13 protein-coding genes are annotated in these 20,842 nt (G+C 72.1%); 11 read left to right on the forward strand and 2 right to left on the reverse strand.

All coding sequences use genetic code 11. The features are described 5' to 3' along the window. Nucleotides 1–56: 56 nt before the first annotated feature. Nucleotides 57–857, reverse strand: coding sequence for a DeoR/GlpR family DNA-binding transcription regulator (locus tag ACGFMM_RS00310; RefSeq protein ID WP_393641657.1), 801 nt, complete (start codon nucleotides 855–857; stop codon nucleotides 57–59). Between the two features lie 237 nt (nucleotides 858–1,094). Between ACGFMM_RS00310 and ACGFMM_RS00315 the strand changes: the two genes are divergently transcribed. From ACGFMM_RS00315 to ACGFMM_RS00365, 11 genes are all read left to right on the forward strand, one after another. After that, nucleotides 1,095–2,045, forward strand: coding sequence for an SIS domain-containing protein (locus ACGFMM_RS00315; protein ID WP_393641658.1), 951 nt, complete (start codon nucleotides 1,095–1,097; stop codon nucleotides 2,043–2,045). 70 nt (nucleotides 2,046–2,115) lie between these two features. Then, on the forward strand, nucleotides 2,116–2,952 hold the full coding sequence (locus ACGFMM_RS00320) for a ketose-bisphosphate aldolase (RefSeq protein WP_393641660.1): 837 nt from the start codon (nucleotides 2,116–2,118) through the stop codon (nucleotides 2,950–2,952). A gap of 184 nt (nucleotides 2,953–3,136) precedes the next feature. Next, on the forward strand, nucleotides 3,137–4,573 hold the full coding sequence (locus tag ACGFMM_RS00325; protein WP_393641662.1) for a Gfo/Idh/MocA family protein: 1,437 nt from the start codon (nucleotides 3,137–3,139) through the stop codon (nucleotides 4,571–4,573). A 101-nt stretch (nucleotides 4,574–4,674) separates the two neighbouring features. Next, nucleotides 4,675–5,676: an NEW3 domain-containing protein gene (locus ACGFMM_RS00330; protein WP_393641664.1), complete on the forward strand. Its 1,002-nt coding sequence runs from the start codon at nucleotides 4,675–4,677 to the stop codon at nucleotides 5,674–5,676. A gap of 135 nt (nucleotides 5,677–5,811) precedes the next feature. Beyond that, the gene (locus ACGFMM_RS00335) at nucleotides 5,812–6,735 is read left to right on the forward strand and encodes a DUF4436 family protein (RefSeq protein ID WP_393641666.1); all 924 of its coding nucleotides are present in this window, start codon (nucleotides 5,812–5,814) and stop codon (nucleotides 6,733–6,735) included. Between the two features lie 445 nt (nucleotides 6,736–7,180). Then, nucleotides 7,181–8,539: an alpha/beta fold hydrolase gene (locus ACGFMM_RS00340; RefSeq protein ID WP_393641668.1), complete on the forward strand. Its 1,359-nt coding sequence runs from the start codon at nucleotides 7,181–7,183 to the stop codon at nucleotides 8,537–8,539. Beyond that, a complete protein-coding gene (locus ACGFMM_RS00345) occupies nucleotides 8,536–10,134 on the forward strand; it encodes an alpha/beta fold hydrolase (protein ID WP_393641670.1) in 1,599 nt (532 codons plus the stop codon). Before ACGFMM_RS00340 ends, ACGFMM_RS00345 begins: the two co-directional genes overlap by 4 nt. Nucleotides 10,135–10,332: 198 nt before the next feature. Next, a complete protein-coding gene (locus ACGFMM_RS00350) occupies nucleotides 10,333–13,395 on the forward strand; it encodes an ABC transporter substrate-binding protein (protein WP_393641672.1) in 3,063 nt (1,020 codons plus the stop codon). A 593-nt stretch (nucleotides 13,396–13,988) separates the two neighbouring features. Further along, on the forward strand, nucleotides 13,989–16,382 hold the full coding sequence (locus ACGFMM_RS00355; RefSeq protein ID WP_393641674.1) for a S8 family serine peptidase: 2,394 nt from the start codon (nucleotides 13,989–13,991) through the stop codon (nucleotides 16,380–16,382). A gap of 231 nt (nucleotides 16,383–16,613) precedes the next feature. Next, the gene (locus tag ACGFMM_RS00360; protein WP_393641676.1) at nucleotides 16,614–17,981 is read left to right on the forward strand and encodes a DEAD/DEAH box helicase; all 1,368 of its coding nucleotides are present in this window, start codon (nucleotides 16,614–16,616) and stop codon (nucleotides 17,979–17,981) included. Nucleotides 17,982–18,220: 239 nt separating this feature from the next. Next, entirely contained in the window at nucleotides 18,221–18,829 is a 609-nt protein-coding gene (locus ACGFMM_RS00365) for a DNA-binding response regulator (protein ID WP_393641678.1), read from the forward strand. 7 nt (nucleotides 18,830–18,836) lie between these two features. Here the strand turns inward: ACGFMM_RS00365 and ACGFMM_RS00370 are convergent, their stop codons facing one another. Continuing rightward, the gene (locus ACGFMM_RS00370) at nucleotides 18,837–20,654 is read right to left on the reverse strand and encodes a sensor histidine kinase (protein ID WP_393641680.1); all 1,818 of its coding nucleotides are present in this window, start codon (nucleotides 20,652–20,654) and stop codon (nucleotides 18,837–18,839) included. Between the last annotated feature and the right edge of the window lie 188 nt (nucleotides 20,655–20,842).

A 20,842-nucleotide genomic window follows, 5' to 3' on the forward strand; every position in this document is an offset into this window, starting at 1 on the left:
CCGGGCCAGGCCCCGAAGGCGGAACCCGGTCTCTTCCCGCTGCACGGGGGCAGCGGTCAGACGGTGATCACCTTGACGCCCGCCTCCACCAGGCGCGTGGACATGGCGGCGGGCAGCTTGGTGTCGGTCACGAGGACGTCGACGCGGTCGAGGCCGCAGATCCGGGCGAAGGCGCGACGCCCGAGCTTGGACGAGTCGGTCACCACGATCACGCGGTGCGCGCGCTCGGTGAACTGCCTGCTGACGCCGGCCTCGTCCTCGTGATGCGCCATGATCCCCAGCTGCGGATCGACTCCGTCGACGCCCAGGACCGCCACGTCGAGCACGACCTCGCTGAGGACGCCCATGGTGAGCGGCCCGACGAGCTCGAACGTCTGCGGGCGGGCCACGCCGCCCGTGGTCACGATCTTGATCTGGGGGCGTACGGCGAGCTCGCCGGCGATGTTCAGCGCGTTGGTCACCACGGTCAGGGCGGGTCCGGGGGCACTGCCGTGGGTGGGGCGCTGACCGCCGCCCGTCCGCAGCGCGAGGGCGCGCGCGACCTCCGTCGTGGTGGTGCCGCCGTTGATCCCCATCACCTCGCCGTCGCCGACGAGGTCGGCGGCCGCGGCGGCGATCCGCTGTTTCTCCGGCGCGTTGCGCGAGGATTTGTAGCGCAGCGGAAGTTCGTACGAGACGCCGTGGGCGATGGCCCCGCCGCGGGTACGCACGAGCATCTGCTGTTCCGCCAGCTCGTCGAGGTCCCTGCGGATGGTCGCGCTGGAGACGTCAAGGGCGGTCGCGGCCTCCTCGACCTCCAGGCGGCCCTCGGCGGCCAGCAGTTCGAGCAGTGCGCTCCAGCGCTCTTGCTTCGACATCGTCTCTCCCGGGTTGTCCGTGCGCACCGTGATCGTACGCGGACCCGATGGGCAGTCGAGGGGGTTCGACCTGCTCTGTCATCAAGCGTTTCGCTCAATTATGCTCGAAGAGTGCGCCAAATGAACAAGTCTTGACAGTCGTGGTGTGCGTGCGAGAGCGTGCGTCGTGACGGCTCGGTCAAGTAGCCCATGCCGCCCCGACGTTCGTCCCGCCACGCCCGTCAAGGAGTTCATCCCATGCCTGACCAGGACGCCTCCCGCACCTCGGCCGAGATCGCCTCCCAGCCCGACACCTGGCGGCGCGCGGCCGCGTCGGCCGCCTCCCTCGCGGACGTCCTGCCCCGCCGGGGGGAGCGCGTCGCTGTCGTCGGCTGCGGCACTTCCTGGTTCATGGCACTGGCCTACGCGCAGCTGCGCGAGCGCGGCGGACACGGCGAGACCGACGCCTACGCCGCCTCCGAGTTCCCCGTCGGCCGCTCCTACGACCGCGTCCTCGCCATCACCCGGTCCGGCACCACCACCGAGGTCCTCGACCTGCTCGCCACGGTGAAGGGCACCGTCCCCACCACCGCCGTCACGGCCGACCCCGCCACTCCCGTCAAGGACCTCGCGGACGCCGTCGCCGTCCTGGACTACGCCGACGAGGAGTCGGTGGTCCAGACCCGCTTCGCCACCACCGCGCTCGCGCTCCTGCGCGCGCACCTGGAGAGCGAGGGCGCGCTGCCCGCCGGGGTGCGTCCGATGGCCGAGGCCGTCGCCGACGCCGAGCGGGCCGTCGCCGAGCCGCCGGCCGCCGACGTCCGCGGCGCCGGGCAGTTCACCTTCCTCGGCACCGGCTGGACCTATGGCCTCGCCCTGGAGGCAGGGCTGAAGATGCGCGAGGCCGCCGGCGCGTGGACCGAGGCGTACCCCGCGATGGAGTACCGGCACGGACCCATCAGCATCACCGGACCGGGGCGCGTGGCCTGGGTGTTCGGCCCGGTGCCGAAGGGTCTGGCCGGTGACGTCGAGCGGGTCGGCGGGACCTTCGTCGCCGGCTCGGGGGACGCCCTCGGGGACCTCGATCCGCTGGCCGACCTCGTACGGGCGCAGCGGCTCGCCGTCCTGGTCGCCGAGGCCCGCGGGTACGACCCCGACCGTCCCCGCAACCTCACCCGTTCGGTGATCCTCGACGACGGCGACGCCTGAGGCGGCCGGATCCCGGCCGTGCGCGACATCGACGACGCGTTCCGCACCACCGCTGCCGTGGAGGAGACCCATGCCCCTGACGACCACTGACCTCATCGCCGGTCCCGCCCGGGAGAACAACACGGGTGTCGGCGCCTTCAACGTCGTGCAGATCGAGCACGCCCAGGCGATCGCCGCCGGAGCCGAGCGGGCCGGCCGGCCGGTGGTGCTGCAGATCAGCGAGAACACCGCCCGCTATCACGGCTCGCTCACCCCGATCGGTCTGGCCACCCTCGCGATCGCGCGGCGGGCGGCCGTTCCCGTCGCGGTCCATCTGGACCACGCGGAGTCGCTCGCGCTGGTCCACGAGGCGGTCGGACTCGGCTTCACCTCGGTGATGTTCGACGCGTCCCGGCTGCCGTACGAGGAGAACGTGGCCGCCACCCGCGACATCGCCGACCACTGCCACCGCGCCGGCGTCCGGGTCGAGGCCGAACTCGGCGAGGTCGGCGGGAAGGACGGCGCCCACGCGCCCGGGGTGCGCACCGACCCGGACGAGGCGCGGGCCTTCGTCGCGGCCACCGGGGTGGACGCCCTGGCGGTGGCGGTCGGCAGTTCCCACGCGATGCTGAGCCGGGACGCCGTCCTCGACTTCGAGCTCATCGCGCGGCTCCGGGCCGCCGTCGACGTCCCTCTGGTCCTTCACGGCTCCTCCGGCGTCTCGGACACCGACCTCGCGAGGGCCGTCGCCTCGGGCATGACGAAGGTCAACATCTCGACCCATCTGAACAAGATCTTCACCAGGACGGTGCGCGAGCGCCTCGACGCGTCGCCCGAGGTCGCCGATCCGCGCAAGTACCTCGGCCCGGCTCGCGCGGCCGTCGAGGCCGAGGTGGCCCGGCTGCTCGGACTGCTCGCCGGGGGCTGAGGCCCCGTCCTTCACCGCTCGCGCCCCGCGCCCCGCCGTGCTCGCAGTTGCAGTGTTCGGCCGGATCGACTGTTCGTTTGTGCAAGCTCCGGGCAATCTGCAATCACCTATTGACATGCAAATGTCATGCCCGTCACAGTCGTCCCGCCAGTGATGCCGACCCTGCCGAGTCTGGAGTCCCGTCATGTCTGAATTCCCCGCAGTGTCACGGCGTTCGGTTCTCGGAGGGGCGGTGGCCACGGGCGCGATCGCCGCGGGCCTCGGCGCTGCCGCGTCCGCCCCCGCGCACGCCGCCGCCGGAGAAGTCACCGCCTCCGCACCGCGCCGCCTCGCGGGCCAGACCTCGATGATCAACGTGCCGTACCAGGAACACCGGACCGTCCGGGTCGCCACCGTCGGCCTCGGCAACCGCGGCAACGGCATGACCAAGGGCTGGTCCGTCGTGCCCGGCTGCCAGGTCACCGCCGTCTGCGACATCCGCCAGGACCGCGCCAAGCGCGTCGCGGACGACCTGGTCAAGGCGGGCAAGCCGCGCCCCGCCGAGTTCGGCGGCTCCGCCGGCTCGTACGCCGAGATGCTCAAGCGGGACGACATCGACCTCGTCTACATCGCCACGCCCTGGGAGTTCCACTACCAGCAGGGCAAGGCCGCGCTGCTGGCCGGCAAGCACGTCATCGTCGAACTGCCCATCGCCACCCGGCTCGACGAGCTGTGGGACCTGGTCGACACCTGCGAGCGCACCCGACGGCACCTGATGCTCGCCGAGAACTGCTCCTACGGCCGCAACGAACTGGCCATGCTCAAGATGGCGCACGAGGGCGTCTTCGGCGACGTCACGAACGGCCACGGCGGCTACCTGCACGACCTGCGCGCGCTGCTGTTCTCCGACACGTACTACACGGACGCCTGGCGCCGTCTGTGGCACACCCGCAGCACCGCCTCCTTCTACCCGATGCACGGTCTCGCCCCCGTCGCCGCGGCGATGGACATCAACCGCGGTGACCGGATGGCCATGCTGACCGCCACCGCGACCGCCCCGAAGGGCCTCGCCGACTACCGCGAGCGCTTCGTCCCCAAGGGCCACCCGTCGTGGAACGAGACGTACATCAACGGCGACCTCGTCACCTGCATGATCGAGACCGCCGACGGCCGGATGATCCGGGCCGAGCACGACGTGAGCTCCCCCCGCCCGTACAGCCGGATCAACAGCCTCGCGGGCAGCCGCGGCATCTTCGAGGACTACGTCGGAACCTCGTCCACCGGCGCCCGGGTGTACTTCGAGCCGGACCACGGCAACCACGCCTGGCGGGACTTCGAGTCGTACCGCAAGGAGTTCGACCACTGGCTCTGGAAGAAGATCGGCGACGACGCCGCGAACAACGGCGGCCACGGCGGCATGGACTACGTCCTGCAGTGGCGCACCGTGCAGCTGATGCGCGCCGGCCTCGTGCCCGACATCGACGTCTACGACTCGGCGGCCTGGTGCGCGCCGGTGCCGCTGAGCGTCTTGTCGCTGGAGCGCAACGGCAAGCCCGTGGAGGTCCCGGACTTCACCCGCGGTGGGTGGGTGAACCTCCGCCTCGGCCTCGACTCGCGCATGACGGAGATGCCGCCCGTGTGACGTCGGCCCACGTCCCGTCACGACCTCGGAGGCCGGCCGAGCACCGCTCAGGGCAGCGCCCGATCGCGCGGCCCGAACCGCGACAGAAGGAGCAACCACTCATGCTCGTACACACGATCGCCAGGAGAGCCGCGGCGGCCTTGACGGTGGCGGTGGCGGCAGCGGCGTTCACGTCCGCTCCCGCGGCCGCCGCGCCGCAGGACGCGGTCGCGTCCGAAGCGCGCACCCAGGTGACGATCGCCCCCGTCGACCTGAACGGCCCCGCCATCTCGGAGGTGAAGGTCACGGTCACCAACGCCGGGCCCGAGCGCCTCAGCCGGCTCGAAGTCGCCTTCCAGGGCCCGGCCGGCTGGGCCGTGCAGCCCGCGGTGCGCAGCGTCGACGGGACGTACCGGCCGGGTGAAGCGGCCACGGCGGAGTTCCGCATTCAGGTGCCCGAACAGCGCGCGGGCTTCACCATGCGCACGTTCACGGCCACCGCCACCTACAAGGGAGGCGACGGCCGGGGCACCGCCACGGGCACACGGGTCGAGCGCTCCGGCCCCGTGCTGGCGCGCCTGGCCGACGCGTACAACAAGGTCGCCATCACCGACGAGAACGACACCACGGCCGGTGAGTTCGACGGCGAGGGCAACAGCTTCTCCGCGCAGAAGCTCGCCGCGGTCGGGCTGACGCCCGGAGCGTCCGTCAGCGCCCTTGGCGCCCAGCTGACCTGGCCGGCCGCGGCCCCCGGCGTCAAGAACAGCGTGTCGAGCACCGGTCAGGCCGTGAAGGTCGACGGAAAGGGCGGCAAGCTGGTCTTCCTCGGCTCCGGCGTCGGCTTCGGCGCCGCCGGCACGGCGACGGTGATCTACGCCGACGGTTCGAGCACCACCGGGTCGATCGGCTTCCCCAACTGGTCGTTCCAGGAGGCGACGGCCCACGGCGCGACGCTCGTGAAGTCTACGGACGGCCGCAACCGTCCCGACGGGTACGGCAACGCCGGCATCGCCTACCGGATCTTCGCCCACTCCGTCGCCCTCGACCCGGCCAAGCAGGTCGAACTCGTCGTCCTCCCCGCCAACGCCGCCGTCCACCTCTTCGACATCGCACTGGCCCCGTAACAACCCCGCCCGCCGACCACGGCGACGGGCCATCGGACGGCTGCGGCTCCGCGCCGAACCAGCCGTCCGGCCGACGCCGACACGCCTGCCGGATGCGGCGGATCACCGGCCCGGTCCACGAGGATCGGAGCCACCATGGCCCCCTCCCCGGACTCACCCCGCCCCCGCCGCTCCAGGACGTCTCTCCTGCCGATCCTGATCCCCCTCGCGATCCTGATCGTCGTGGCGGTGTCCGTGGGGTCGTGGCTTCAGTACCGCGAGCTGCAGGCGATCGACACGGTCCACACGGTCGGATCCGGAGCCGCCGACCGGGTGGACGTCGAGGCCACCGTCCAGCGCGTGGACGCCGCGGCCAGAGAGCTCCTGCTGCGGGTGCGGGTCACCCCGCTCGGGAACCTCGGTGAGGAGGACGGGACGGCCCCGGTGGCCGATCTCAGCCTCCAGACCTCCACGGCGACCCTCGGCGACCTGGCGTTCAAGGCGCACGAGCGGCTCCCGACCAAGGACGTGACGGTCGCGATCACGGGGGGATCGATCAGCGACTACCCGTTCGACGCCTACGAGACCGAGATCGGGTTCTGGGCGGTGCTGGGCGGTGAGGAGGTGCCGGTACGGATGCGGCTCTCCAGCAACGACACGCTCTTCTCGATCTCCCCGGCACCCACGGCACCCACGGCACCCACGGCCTCCGCGGCCTCCGCGGACGAGGCCGTCCTGGGGCTGGATGTGACCCGATCGGGCAGCCTGCTCGTCTTCGCGGTCTTCATGATGGCCGTGATGTGGGCGCTGGCGGCGTCCGTGCTCGTCGGCGCCTGGTACCTGACGACCCGGAAGAAGGGCCTCCTCTGGCCCGCCCTCGCCTGGATGGCCGCCACCCTGTTCGCGCTCTCGGCGTTCCGCAACACCGCCCCCGGCACACCCCCGATCGGCTGTGTGCTGGACTGGTTCGCCTTCCTGTGGGCCGAGACCGTCATCGCCCTCTGCCTGATCGCCGTGGTGATCACCGGCGTACGCACCGCCCTGGACGCGGACGCCGCCCAGCCCTCCCAGCCCGCTTAGTCACCGCGAGAGCCGACTGCTCCGACTGGCGCTCACCGTTGGTGGACGTCCGTCCACCGGCAGAGGCTGGCGTGTGCGGTGGCTGCCGCCCGACGCGTTCGGGGACCGGCGCAGCCGCACCTCATCGTCGTCAGTCTCGGCGCGGCCGAGGCCGTCAGAAAGACGGAAGCACATGGCGGAACAGGGCATCGGTAAAAGCTGCCTGCCGTTCGCTCGCGGGAGCGGCAGGTCCGAACGAAGTACATCGCGGCGTTCCCGGCGGTCGTCCACCGCGGTGGCGCTCGCCGCGGCCGGTCTGGCACTCCTGGGGGCGGTCGCTGCGACACCGAGCAGTGCGGTGTCGCCCCCGCCCACCGGGCCCCATCCGGGAGATCCCGCGCGGTTCACACCCGGCCCCTGCCCGGAAGCGCCCGACCCGATCCCCGGACGGTGCGGGGTCCTGGAGGTGCCCGAGAGCCGGACCCACCGTGGCAAGCGGACCATCAAGCTGACCGTCGCGATCATCCCGGCCACGTCGACGACGCCGGCCCAGGACCCGGTGGTGTTCATGGAGGGGGGTCCCGGCGGCGACGCGATCGGGGCGATCCCCTTCCTGATCGATTCCGGCGTGAACCGGGATCGCGACCTGATCGTCATGACCCAGCGCGGCGGGCCCTACTCACAGCCGTACCTGACCTGCCCGGAGATCGACCGGTTCAACGCGGCCGCCGTGGGGCTGCCCTACGACGCGCCCTCGACCGGGCGGCTCCTGGTGCGCGCCGCGAAGGAGTGCCGAGACCGTCTGACGGCCGACGGAGTCCGGCTGAGCGACTACAACACCACCGAGAACGCCGCGGACTTCGCCGACCTGCGCAAGGCGCTGGGCATCACGCAGTGGAACGTGTACGGCTACTCCTACGGCACCGACCTGGCACTCACCTACCTGCGCCGGCACCCCGAGGGGATCCGTACGGTGGCGATCGACTCGGTCGTGCCTCCGCAGATCGTGAGCCTGCCGTGGGCCTGGGACAGCGCGCAGGAGGGGATCAACGCGATCTTCGCGGCGTGCGAGGCCCAGCCGAGCTGCAAAGCCCGCTACCCGGACCTCCCGCGCACGCTGACGGAACAGGTCCGGCGACTGGAGGCGAACCCGCTGACGCTGACGGTGCCGCCGCCCGGGGGAGGGGACCCGGTGAAGGTCGTCCTCGACGGGGGCACGCTGGTGAACCTGCTGGTCGCCAACGGCAGCGCGCTACCGGCCGTCGACGTGCCCGCGGCGCTCGACGAACTCGCCCGCGGCAATCCGGAACGCCTGGCGCGGGTACAGGCCGGCGGCGCGACGCTGCCCGCCATCCCCCAGGCCCTCGGTCTGACGCATTCGGTGGTGTGCAGCGAGTGGGCGCCGGGCTATTCGGAGTCCGACCTTCTGGACGCGGGGCGCCGGGCGTTCCCCGGATGGCCGGACACGGTCCTGGCCCATGCGCCGCAGCTTCCCTTCCAGTACGACCTGTGCCGTGTCTGGAACGTCCCCGACCGCACCGCGATCCAGCGGGTGGCCACCTTCAGCGACGTGCCCACGCTCATCATCACCGGCACGTTCGACGCGAAGACCGGAGCGAGCTGGGGGCCGTACGCGGGCCGCACGCTGCCCCGCTCGACCGCCGTCCTGATTCCCGGGATCGGCCACTTCGTGGTCCCGCAGTCGCCCTGCGCGCAAAGCGTCCTGGCCTCCTTCCTCGCGCGTCCGACCGCGCCCGACACCGGGTGCGTGGCAGGACTCACGCCGAAACCGTTCACCATCACCCCTGAGCCGGAGAGCACATGATGTCCCTCAGCCCACCCCGCCCCCGGCGCGCCTCGCGCCGGCTCCCGGCCATGCTGGCCGGCGCCACGGCCGGCGCTCTCGTCGTCGGCCTGGCCGCGCTGCCCGCACACGCCGAGTCCGGCGCCGGAGCGCCGCTCGGCACGGTCGCCCGGACGGCGGGCGACGCCCGCTTCGAGCCGGGCCCCTGCCCGCGGACGGCGGACCCGATCCCCGACCTGGAGCGCGCCTACTGCGGAACGCTCACCGTTCCCGAGAAGCGTTCCGGGCACAAAGGCGGGCGAAAGAAGATCACCCTCGCCGTCGCGATCATCCCCGCGGCCAACGGCAGACCGGCGCCCGACCCGATCGTGTGGCTGGCCGGCGGGCCCGGCGACGACGCGGTCTCCGAGATCCCGATGGCACTCGCCGGCGGCCTGAACAGCGACCGCGACGTCATCTTCATGTCCCAGCGCGGGACGTACTCGGCCGACCCGGAACTCACCTGCCGGAACATCGACGAGTTCGCCGCGGACTCCCTCGACCTCGTCTTCGGCGCGCCGTCCACCGGGCGGCTGCACGTCGAGGAGACGCGGAAGTGCCGCGACCAGCTGGTGAGCCGGGGGGCCGACCTCAGCGCCTACAACGGCACCGAGAGCTCCGCCGACTACGACGCCCTGCGCAAGGCGCTGGGCATCGAGCAGTGGAACGTGTTCGGCATCTCCTACGGCACCGACCTGGCCCTCCAGTACATGCGTCTGCACCCGAAGGGCATCCGGTCGGTCGGCATCGACGGCGTCCTGCCGCCGTCCCTGGCCGGCGGGGCCGTGACCTGGCAGGCCGCGCGGGAAGGCTTCGACGGCATCTTCAAGGCGTGCGAGGACCAGCCCGCCTGCAACACCCGCTATCCGAACCTCAAGGCCACCTTCGAGCGCCTCGTGGTGGAGCTCGAAGCCGAACCGATGACCACCACCGTCACGATTCCAGGCCAGCCGGAGCCGGTGAAGGTCGTGCTGGACGGCGGACTGCTGGTGAACTGGCTGACCTTCGCCAGCCATCTCGCGGCCGGAGTACCGCGCTCCATCGACGAGTTGGCCCACGGCAACCCGCAGCGGATCGCCGAGCAGTACGCGGGCGGGAAGTACAGCCCGCAGGCCATCGGGAGGGTCTCGCACGGGCTCGTCTTCGGCGTCTTCTGCAGCGAGTGGACACCGTTCGAGAGTGAGGAGGACGTGATCCGGGCAGGGCGGCGTCTGTTCCCGTCGTTCCCCCGCTCGGTGCTGGCCAACGCTCCGCTTCTCAGCTGGATGCACGCGGACTGCCGTGCCTGGGACATCCCCGCCGCGCCGCCCTCGATCCGTGACGTGACGGTCAGCGACATCCCGACCCTCGTCCTGTCCGGCGGGTTCGACGCCCAGACCGCGCCGAGCAGCGGCCCGTACGCCGCCCGCACGCTGAGCCGGTCCACCCCCGTCACGGTCCCCTACGTCGCCCACGTGGTCTTCGCCGACTCGCCGTGCGCACAGACGATCACCCGCTCGTTCTTCAACACGCCGACCGCGCCCGACCGATCGTGTCTCGCGGGCCTTCAGCCGCCCGCGTTCGAGATCGCGCCGTAGGCAGCCCCGAAGGGCCTTCCGGTCACGCGGCATCGTCGCCCACCGGGCGAGGGGCCCCGAGCGACCGCGCTCGGGGCCTTCGCCCTGTCCGCGTCGGCGGGCGGGCCACAACCTGCGGGGCGCCGGGGTCTGATGTAATCGTCCCGGACGATCCCCCGACCCGGGATCACCAAGGCGGGACCATCGGCTGGGGGGACGTTGGAAGAGCTGGGCGCCGCAGACCCGCGGCAGGTGGGGCGCTACCGGATCCTCGCGCGCCTCGGCGCGGGCGGCATGGGCCGGGTGTATCTGGGCCGTTCCACCAGTGGCCGCATGGTCGCCGTGAAGGTGGTGCGCGCCGAACTCGCCGAGGACCCTGACTTCCGGCGCCGGTTCGCCCGCGAGGTCGAGGCGGCCCGACGGGTGACCGGGTTCTTCACCGCGGCGGTCGTCGACGCCGACCCCGAGGGTTCCCCCGCCTGGCTCGCCACCGCGTACGTCCCCGGCCTGCCGCTCGACGCGGCGATCCGTACCCACGGGGCGTGGCCCCGGAGGTCGTTACTCGTCCTGGGCGCCGGCCTGGTCGAGGCGCTGGAGGCCATTCACGCCACGGGGCTGATCCACCGGGACCTGAAGCCGTCGAACGTGCTGATCGCCGCCGACGGTCCGCGGGTCATCGACTTCGGCATCTCCATCGCCACGGAGGCGAGCGTCCTCACCCAGACCGGCATGGTGATCGGCACGCCGGGCTTCATGTCGCCGGAGCAGGTGACCGGACATCAGGTCAGCTCCGCCAGCGATGTCTTCTCGCTCGGTGCGGTCCTCGCCTTCGCCGCGACGGGCGCGCCGCCGTTCGGCATCGGATTGCCGCACTCGGTGAACTTCCGGGCCGTGTACGAGGCGCCCGACCTCCAAGGGCTGCCCGCCGACACCGACTTCGTCGCCCGGTGTCTCGACAAGGATCCCGGCGCGCGGCCCACGGTGACGGAACTCCTGGCGGAGTTCGCCCGGTTGCTCGGCGAGACCGGTGGACAGACCTACGGGGGCGGACTGCCCGAGGAGACCGCCTGGCTGCCGGAGGCGGTGGCCCGGGCGGTCACCCGCCCGGCCGGTACCGATCCCGCGCCGGCGGACGCGCCGGGCGGTGCGGACGGCGCCGAGGACGCCGGCGCGCAGGGCGGCGGCGTCGGCTCGGCCCCCACGCCGGCCGCCCCCCAGGACGCCCTGACCAAGAAGCCCGCGCCGGTGCCGAGTGCGTCGGCCCCGGCCCCGACCAGAGCCGTCACATCGGCCACGCCCCCGGCCGCGCCTGCCCCGGCCGCGCCTGCCCCGGCCGCGCCCGCCATGACGCCGGCCCCGAGCGCGCCGGCACCGACTACGCCGGCCCCGCCGCTGCCGCTGCCGCCGACGCCCCCGCAGCAGCTCGGTGGGGGGCCGGTCATCGTCTCCCCGTGGGCCACCACCCCCGGCCTTCCCGCCGCCCGTCCGGGCGGCCGGGCCCGGGCTCGCCGCATCGTCGCGATCGCCGTCGCGGTGGCGCTGGTCGGCGGCGGCATCACCCTCGCCGTCAACCTTGCGAAGGACAAAGACGACAACACCGGTACCAAAGGCGGAGGTTCGGGCTCGTCGTCCGCCGCCGGCTTCGACGCCGCCGTCGGCAAGGTGGTCAACTCCTCCTCGAAGAAGGGCGGCACGCTCCGCCTCGCGACCGCCACGGACGCCGACTCCTGGGACCCGGCCCGCGCCTACTACGGCTGGGCCTGGAACATACAGCGGCTCTACAGCCGCACGCTGCTCACCTACGACGCCAAGCCCGGCGCGAAGGGCCTCGGGCTCGTCCCGGACCTGGCCGAGGCGCAGCCCGAGGTGTCGCCCGACGGGAAGACGTACACCGTCAGGATCAAGTCCGGGCTGAAGTTCGAGGACGGCACCGCCATCACCTCCCAGGACGTCAAGTACGCGATCCAGCGGACCTTCGCGGAGGACGTCGTCACCGGCGGACCCACCTACTTCATGGAGCTCCTTGACCAGGGGCAGAACTACCGGGGCCCGTACAAGGACACCGTTGGCCCCGGTCTGAAGTCGATCAAGACGCCGGACAAGCGGACACTCGTCTTCCGTCTCGCCGCGCCCGACTCGCGGTTCCCGTACCTGCTGGCCATGGGCGCGACCGCGCCCGTGCCCAAGTACCAGGACACCGGCGCCCGTTACGGCTCGAAGCCGGTCGCGTCGGGGCCGTACCGGTTCGACTCGTACAGCCCGGGCAAGTCGCTGGTCCTGGTGCGCAACACCCACTGGGACCAGGCGACCGACCCGGTGCGCAAGGCGCTGCCCGACCGCATCGAGCTGACCGTCTCCGCCTCCTCCGAGCAGGTGGCCACGGACCTCATGGCAGGCAACGCCGACCTGGACGCGTCACAGGTCGGCCTGTCCCAGGCCGCGTCCGTCAAGTTCCTGGCCGACCCGAAGCTGAAGGCCCACGCGGACGCCCCGTTCACGGGCGTCGTCCGAGCGGTCGCGATGGTGTCCCGCACGGCGCCCTTCGACAACGCGCACTGCCGCAAGGCCGTCCTGTACGCGGCCGACACCAACGCCCTCCAGACCGCGCACGGCGGTCCGACCGCGGGCGGCCGCCGCGGCAACATGCTGCCCCCGACCATGCCGGGCAGCGATGCCTACGACCCGTTCGACCTCGCCAAGGGCAAGCCCCGGCTCGCGAAGGCCAAGGAGGAACTCGCCGCCTGCGGACGCCCGAACGGTTTCACCACCAAGCTCGTCGTACGCGACAGGCCCAAGGAGGCGGACTCTGCCGCGGCGCTCCAGCATGCCCTCAAGGCCGTGGGCATCCAGGTCGAGATCGAGCAGGTGGAGGCCAGGATGTACTCCGACACCGCCGGCAACCCCAGTCAGGCGAAGAACAAGGGCTACGGCCTCATCATGACCGGCTGGAGCTCCGACTTCCCCCACGGATCCAGCTTCCTGCAGCCGCTGGCCGACGGCCGCCAGATCCTCCCGACCGGAAACGTCAACAAGGCCCAGGTCGACGACCGGGCGATCAACGCCCTGTTCGACCAGGCGACGGCGGAGACCGACCCCGAGAAGGTGGCGAAGCTCTACCGCACCCTCAACCACCGACTCGCCGACGGCGCCCACTACCTCCCGGTCGCCGCCGTGAGATCCCTCAACTACCGCAACCCCCGCCTCACCAATGTGTACGTCAGCCAGGCCTACGGCATGATCGACATCCAGGCCCTCGGCGTCGGCGGTGGCGACACGGACTGAGCCCGGTCGGCGTGACCCGAGGCCGTCCCCACCCTGGAGCCAGAGCGCCCGGTGGGGTCCGAGGCCGCCCCTCGCCCGGCGTTTTTCATCCCGACGACCGCGTGCATGAGCGGGGTCGGCCCGTCACAGGTAGTGTCGATTTGTGTGCTGATGAGCACTCTGGGTGCCTATGGACCGGCCTATGAGCTCGGCGCCGTCCGGCGTGTGAGAGGACCGCCTATCTGCAGCCCCGCGGCTTCGCCGAGCGCCCACGGGACCGTCCCGCGCATGTCACACCCAAACCCAACCAGCCAAGGTCACCCCGGTCGACGGGGTGTCGTTCCTCTGGAGGACCCATGTCGCATCACGGCCATCGACCCGACGGCAACCGGTACGCGAAGGACTCGGGCAAGGCATCGGGCATGCCCGTACCGGGGGCTCCCGCCGCGGGCGCCGGGCCCACGTCGGGGAGGCCCGGCGAGATGCCGAACCCCGGGATGCGGAGCGCATCCGGGAGTCCCGCAGCCGGGCAGATGCCGACACCCGATACGAAGTCGGTGTCGGCGACCGGCGCACCCGGTGGTATGCCGATGCCGGGAATGGACACACCGTCCATGTCCACGCCCACCGGCGGCGGCATGCCGATGCCGCTCGCCGGCATGGCCGGCGGGTCGGACCCGGCAGGACGGTCTCCGCAGGGCGGCAGGGGCCCGTACGGCGGCGACCCCACCCCGTTCCCGAACGGCGCCGACTCCCCGGCGTCTCGTTTCGGCGGGCCCGGCGGCACCCTTCCGAGCGGTCCGTCGTACGAGCCGGGCGTCGTGGAGGTGGAGTTCCGTGAGAGCGTCACCCCGGCTGTCACGGAACCCCCGGACGGCGCGCCCCCTGAGGTACGCAGTCTCAACGAAGGGCCGCTCGACGCGTTCAACCGCATCCTGGCGGACAACAACCTCGTCAAAGCCGAGTCGACCTTCCTGATCACACCGCAGGAAGCGACCTCGCTCCAGGCGAGCGCGGCCACGCGAGGCTACGACACGCCCAACCTGGCGCGGTTCGTCACCCTGCACTTCGCCGACGAAGCGGACACGGTCGCGATCGCGCAGCGGCTGGACGGGCTGCCCGAGGTGGAGCGGGCGATCGCCGTCCCCATGGCCCTGCCGCCGAGCGTCACGGCGGAACGTCCCGCAGGCGTGTCGACGCTCGCCCCGGCGCCTCCCTTGGCGGAACCGCTGGTCGGTACGGGCGGGACCGTGGTCGTGGACACCGCCACCGGCCTGGAGAACCAGTGGTACATCTTCCGCTGTGGCGTGAACCAGGCGTGGGGTAGCGCCACCGGCGGCGGAGTGGTGATCGCCGACGTCGACTGGGGCTACCGGACCTCGCACAACGACCTCGCCGCGCGCATCGCCAAGACGTTCAACTCCTTCGACGGCAGCACCAACGTCACCGGCGGTGACGTGTCCCACGGGACCGCCGTCATGGGGCTGGCCGGTGCGGCGGTCAACCAGGCCGGCATGGCGGGCGTCGCGTACGACTCCACACTCTGGGCGGTGCGGGCGGATTCGGGGCCCGGTCCGGTCCTCGGGGGCAACCCCTGGGCCCGGGGCATCGACTGGGTGCGCACCACCGACAGCGGCGGCCGGCGCAAGGTCGTGATCCTCGAGGTCCAGACCGGGGCGTACGGGAACTACGAGTACGTGCCGTCGGTCAACGCGGCCATCAGGACGGCGATCGCCGAAGGCGTGGTCGTCTGTGTGGCGGCGGGCAACGGCGACCGGGACGCGGGCATCGGCGACGACGGCAAGCCGATCCGCGAGACGGGTTCCATCCTGGTCGGCGCCACGGCCTATGACGCTGCGGTCAACAAGCGTGCGTGGTTCAGCAACTACGGCTCCCGGATCGTCGTGTGCGCACCCGGTGACTCCGACCATGACGTGACCTGCGACAGCAGCGCCGACGCCGCGTACCGCAACGGCTTCGGCGGCACCTCCGGTGCGACTCCGAAGGTCGCCGGCGTCGCCGCGCTGATGCTGTCCGCGAACCCCGGGCTCAGCCACGCCGAGGTGCGGCAGATGCTCAACGCGACCGGGACCGCTGTCACGCCGGACCCCGGCAAGGACGTCGGCACCTTCCTCAACGCCGGTGCCGCGGTGCAGGAGGCCGCCGGGCAGGCGGCCGGACGGCTGGAGATCTTCGCCCGCGGGGCGGACCAGGCGCTGTGGCACATGTGGCAGACCGCCCCGAACAACGGCTGGTCGGGCTGGCAGTCGCTGGGCGGCTGGATCGACATGATCTCGACGGCGCGCAACGCCGACGGCCGGCTGGAGATCTTCGCGCGTGGGGCCGACGGAGCGGTGTGGCACATGTGGCAGACCGCGCCGAACAACGGCTGGTCCGGCTGGCAGTCCCTGGGCGGCTGGATCGACCACCTCAAGGTCGGCCAGAACATCGACGGCCGGCTGGAGATCTTCGCGCGTGGGGCCGACGGAGCGGTGTGGCACATGTGGCAGACCGCACCGAACGGCGGCTGGTCGGGCTGGGAGTCCCTGGGCGGTTGGATCGACGATCTGGAGGTCGGCCGCAATGCCGACGGCCGGCTGGAGGTCTTCGCCCGCGGGGGGGACCAGGCGCTGTGGCACAAGTGGCAGACCTCGCCGGGTGGTGGCTGGTCGGGCTGGGAGTCTCTGGGCGGTTGGATCGACGATCTGGAGGTCGGCCGCAATGCCGACGGTCGGCTGGAGGTCTTCGCCCGCGGGGCGGACCAGGCGCTGTGGCACATGTGGCAGACGGCGCCGAACAACGGCTGGTCGGGCTGGGAGTCCCTGGGCGGTTGGATCGACGATCTGGAGGTGAGCCGGAACGCCGACGGTCGGCTGGAGGTCTTCGCCCGCGGGGCGGATCAAGCGGTGTGGCACATGTGGCAGACGGCGCCGAACAACGGCTGGTCGGGCTGGGATTCGTTCGGAGGCTGGGTGGACCGTCTCGCCGTGGCTCAGAACGCGCCCTGAGCGACACGTCTGAGGTAGGCACCTGAGCGCTGCGCTCGTCGGTGCCCACCGTGTGTGATCGCATCCCTGTGTCCCCCGGGTGACTCGTCCGGGGGACACAGACTTGTGTTAGTGTGACCCGTTTGCGTGGTCGTCGCGGTGGGCGATTCTGTCCGTTCGGTTCAGCTGGTACGTGGACTGTTCGATCCTGCCGGGCCTTCCTCGGTACGTTCCCCCTGCGGAAGGCTGTTCATGAAGCACCCCACGACTCCGGCGCTGCCCCCGGCCGTCTCCTTCGCCGGCCTGGAACTGCCGGTCGAGGTGCTGCGGACACTGAGCGGACTCGGGGTGCGCGAACCCTTTCCGATCCAGGCCGCCACACTGCCCGATGCCCTGAAGGGCCGCGACGTCCTGGGCCGCGGGCGCACCGGGTCGGGCAAGACACTCGCCTTCGGCCTGCCGCTGCTGACACGTACGGCCGGGCGGCGCGCCGAACCGAAGCAGCCCCTCGCCCTGATCCTCGTACCCACCCGGGAGCTGGCCCAGCAGGTCGCCCAGGCGCTGGCGCCGTACGCCGAGGCCTTGCGGCTGCGGATGGCCACGGTCGTCGGCGGCATGTCGATCGGCCGGCAGGTCGCCGCGCTGCGCGAGGGAGCCGAGGTGGTCGTCGCCACCCCCGGACGCCTGCACGACCTGATCGAGCGCAACGCCTGCCGCCTGGGACGGGTCAGGATCACCGTCCTCGACGAGGCCGACCAGATGTGCGACCTGGGATTTCTGCCGCAGGTCGCCGACGCGCTCGACCAGGTGCACCCCGACGGTCAGCGGATGCTCTTCTCGGCCACCCTTGACGGCGACGTCGATCAGCTGGTCCACCGCTACCTCCACGACCCCGTCGTCCACTCGGTCGACCCGTCCGCGGGCACGGTCGCGACGATGGAGCACCACGTTCTCGTCGTCCACGGGCCCGACCGCTACGCCGTCACCACGGAGATCGCCGCCCGCGACGGCCGCGTCCTGCTGTTCCTCGACACCAAGCACGCCGTCGACCAGCTCACCCGGCATCTGCGGGCCAGTGGGGTGCACGCCGGCGCCCTGCACAGCGGCAAGTCCCAGCCCCAGCGCACACGGACCCTGGCGCAGTTCAAGCAGGGCCAGATCACCGTTCTGGTGGCGACCAACGTCGCGGCCCGCGGCCTGCACGTCGACGACCTCGATCTCGTGGTCAACGTCGACCCGCCCACCGACCCCAAGGACTACGTGCACCGGGCCGGCCGTACAGCCCGCGCCGGTGAGTCCGGCCGCGTGGTCACGCTCGTGCTCTCGGGCCAGCGCCGCGAGACGAGCCGGATGATGGCCGAGGCCGGCATCGAGCCGACCGTCACCAAGGTGCGCTCGGGCGAGGCGGAACTGAGCCGGATCACCGGCGCCAAGGCTCCCTCCGGCACCCCGCTCGACGGCGGGCCCGCCGTCCCCCGGCCCAAGAACGTCAACGCTCCTTTCCGCGGCCTCGGCACCAGCAAGGACACCTCCCGCGGCGCCGGCAAGTCGCGGAAGGCCGGCGAGGCCCGCAAGCTCGCCGAGGCCCGCAAGGCGGCCCTCGTGCGCCGCAACGGCTGAGAGCCAGACGGGCGCGGCACCACCTGGACCCTCGACCCAGAACGGCACCGCCGAGTGGGCCGCCGCATGGTGGCTCTCCAAGCCCGGGTCACGGACCAACCGTAGGTTCCGAGTGAAAGCCGGGGCCTTCCCCGAGGACAACTCGGGGAAGGCCCCGGAGCGGGCGTTGCGGCGACCACGGAGATCCGAGCGGGCCGAGCCCTTCCGCCGCTGACCGTTACGATCCTCCGGGAGGGACTGTGATCCGCATTCTGCTGGCCGAGGACATGCACATGATCCGTGGGGCGCTGGCCGCCCTGCTGGGCCTGGAGCCCGACATGGAGGTCGTGGCCGAGGTGGCCCGTGGGGACGCCGTCGTCCCCGCCGCCCTCGCCCACCACCCCACCGTCGCAGTGCTCGACCTGGACATGCCCGGCGCCGACGGACTCTCCGCCGCCCGCGACCTCGGAGCCGCGCTACCCGAATGCCGGACCCTGATCCTCACCGCGTTGGGCCGACCCGAGGCGCTGAGGTCGGCACTCGCCGCCCGGGTGGGCGGGTTCATGCTCAAGGACGCCCAGCCGGATCAGCTTGCCGCCGCGATCCGCAGCGTGGCGGCAGGGGAGCACGTCATCGATCCACGACTGGCCGCTGCGGCCCTCACCGCCAAGGTGAACCCGCTCACCCCACGCGAGACCGATGTGCTGCGGCTGGCGGCCGCCGGCACCGAACTAGACTCGATCGCCCGCGAGTTGCACCTCACGCAGGGCACCGTACGGAACTATCTCGGTGCGGCCGTCACCAAGCTCGATGCCCGCAACCGGCTCGACGCGGTGCGGATCGCCCGCGAGCACGGTTGGTTGGGGTGACACGGAGTCACCCGGTGACGGAGGCGGGAGCCGATTCCAGACGGACGGTCAGGACGTAGCCGCGGCCGTGCGGGGCCGGTCCGGCCTCCAGGACCCCGCCGAGTGCGGACGCGCGCTCACACAGATTCCTCAGTCCGTTGCCGCCCGTACCCGATCGGCCGCCTTTGCCCCGTGACAGCAGGGGAACCACACGGCCGTCGTCCGCCACCCGCAGCAGCCCGGGGCCGAGATCCACTTCGCACCGGCGCGCTCCCGCCGCGTGTCGCAGCACGTTCGTCACCGCCTCGCGCAGCACCGTGGCGAACAGTGCCTCCGCCATCCCCTCCACGTCCGCCTCGCCCCGCAACTGCACGGCGACGCCCGCTGCGGCCAGTACTTCCCGGGCGGAGGCCACTTCCTCGGCCAGAGAGATCTCCAAGCCTTCCCGCGGGATCGCCCGGAGGTCCGCAAGAGCCCGGTCCGCCAGCGCCGCCGCATCGGCGAGATGTCGATCGGCCCGCTCCCGGTCAGGGTCGCGGACCGCCAGCTCACCCTTGAGAGCGATCGCCGACAGCCCGTAGCCCAGCAGGTCGTGGACGTCCCGGGCGATGCGTCGGCGCTCCCGCGCCACGGCCAGCGCCGCCAGCGCTCCGCGGGCCTCCCGCACCTGGTGGACGAGGCCGGTGAGCAGGGCAAGGCCGTAGAAGACCGAAGCGATCACCACGATGTCCAGCAGGAGGAGCACGGTGCCATGAGCCCCGGGCCCGTCCGGCCGCAGCAGCATCACGCCCGCTGCCACCGCGGTCAGCGCCCCGGCCGCCGGCCAGGCGAGGCGCCCGGGAAGGACGATCAGCACCGAGGCGGCCGCGAAACCCACCAGCTGAGGGTACGGCCCGTCCGGAACGGCCAGCATGCCCAGGGCGAGGGTGAGCTGCACACCCAGAGTCCACGCCACGTAGGGCGGACGCACACCCGGCGGACGCGGCAGGGAGTGGAACGCCTGCAGTCCGACCACGGCCCCCAATACGGCCGCGTACCCGAAAACCCGCCCACCCGGCACCCCGGCACCGAGCAGGAACGCCAGGCCCACGATCAGATACTCGACGTGGGTGGCGACCACGATCGGCCACACGAGCCGGGGCGCCAGGGCACCCGAAGGCACGTCCGTTCCGTCGGCCGACTGTGCGGGCGGCGCGGCGCGCACGTTCTCCGATGCCGCCCGCGCGACCGTCACGAGTTCCCGCGCCGCTCGCGTACCTTGCCCGGCCAGCCGGGTGATCTCCGCCAGGGCCGCTCCCAGGGCCGCGTCCAGGTCACGCCCGGCGCGTTCCCGCTCGGCCGCGACCCGGGCCCCGGCCAGTGCGCCACGCGTGGCGCGGAGTTCGGTGTAGAGGTCGGTGAGCCGGGTCAACGCATAAATGATCAATCCGTGGGCGAGGGCGTTACCGATGCCGTTGAGAACGGAATGGACGCTGCCGTCACCAGCTGCGAGCAGCCCCGCCGCCAGCACGACGACGGTGAACAGAGCCCATCGGACCGGCCGTTCGACGACCAGCAGCACGGATGCGCCGAGGAAACCGGGCAGCCCGGACCAGGGCGTGAGCAGGATCTGCGCGGCGAGGGTCCAGGCCCCGCGCAGCCGCCGCGTCGAAGGCAGGGAGGTGGCCAACTGGAGCAGGACCATCGGCACGGCGGCCGGGCGCGGCACGACGACACCGGGCTCGAAGGCGAAGCCGAGGATGACGACGACGAGGATGACCGATACGACCGCCGGCGTCGGACCGGCGTCGGCATCCGTAGCGGTACCGGCAGCGGTCGCGGCATCGGTGAAGGGGCCGGATCCCAAGGCGCGGCCCTCCAGGGCCGGGCCGCCGGTCGCCTCGCCCGGCGGGCTCTCGGCGGCCCCGACTCCCGGCTCGGCGCTCCTGGGTCCGATTCCCCGCCCGCGCCGAAATGCCCAGCCCCACCCGTCCATGACGTCACGTTAGACGGCGGCCCGTGCACCGCACCCGCCCCACCCATGTGAAATACACA

It is taken from the genome of Streptomyces sp. NPDC048604, assembly GCF_043199435.1.
Lineage (GTDB): Bacteria > Actinomycetota > Actinomycetes > Streptomycetales > Streptomycetaceae > Streptomyces.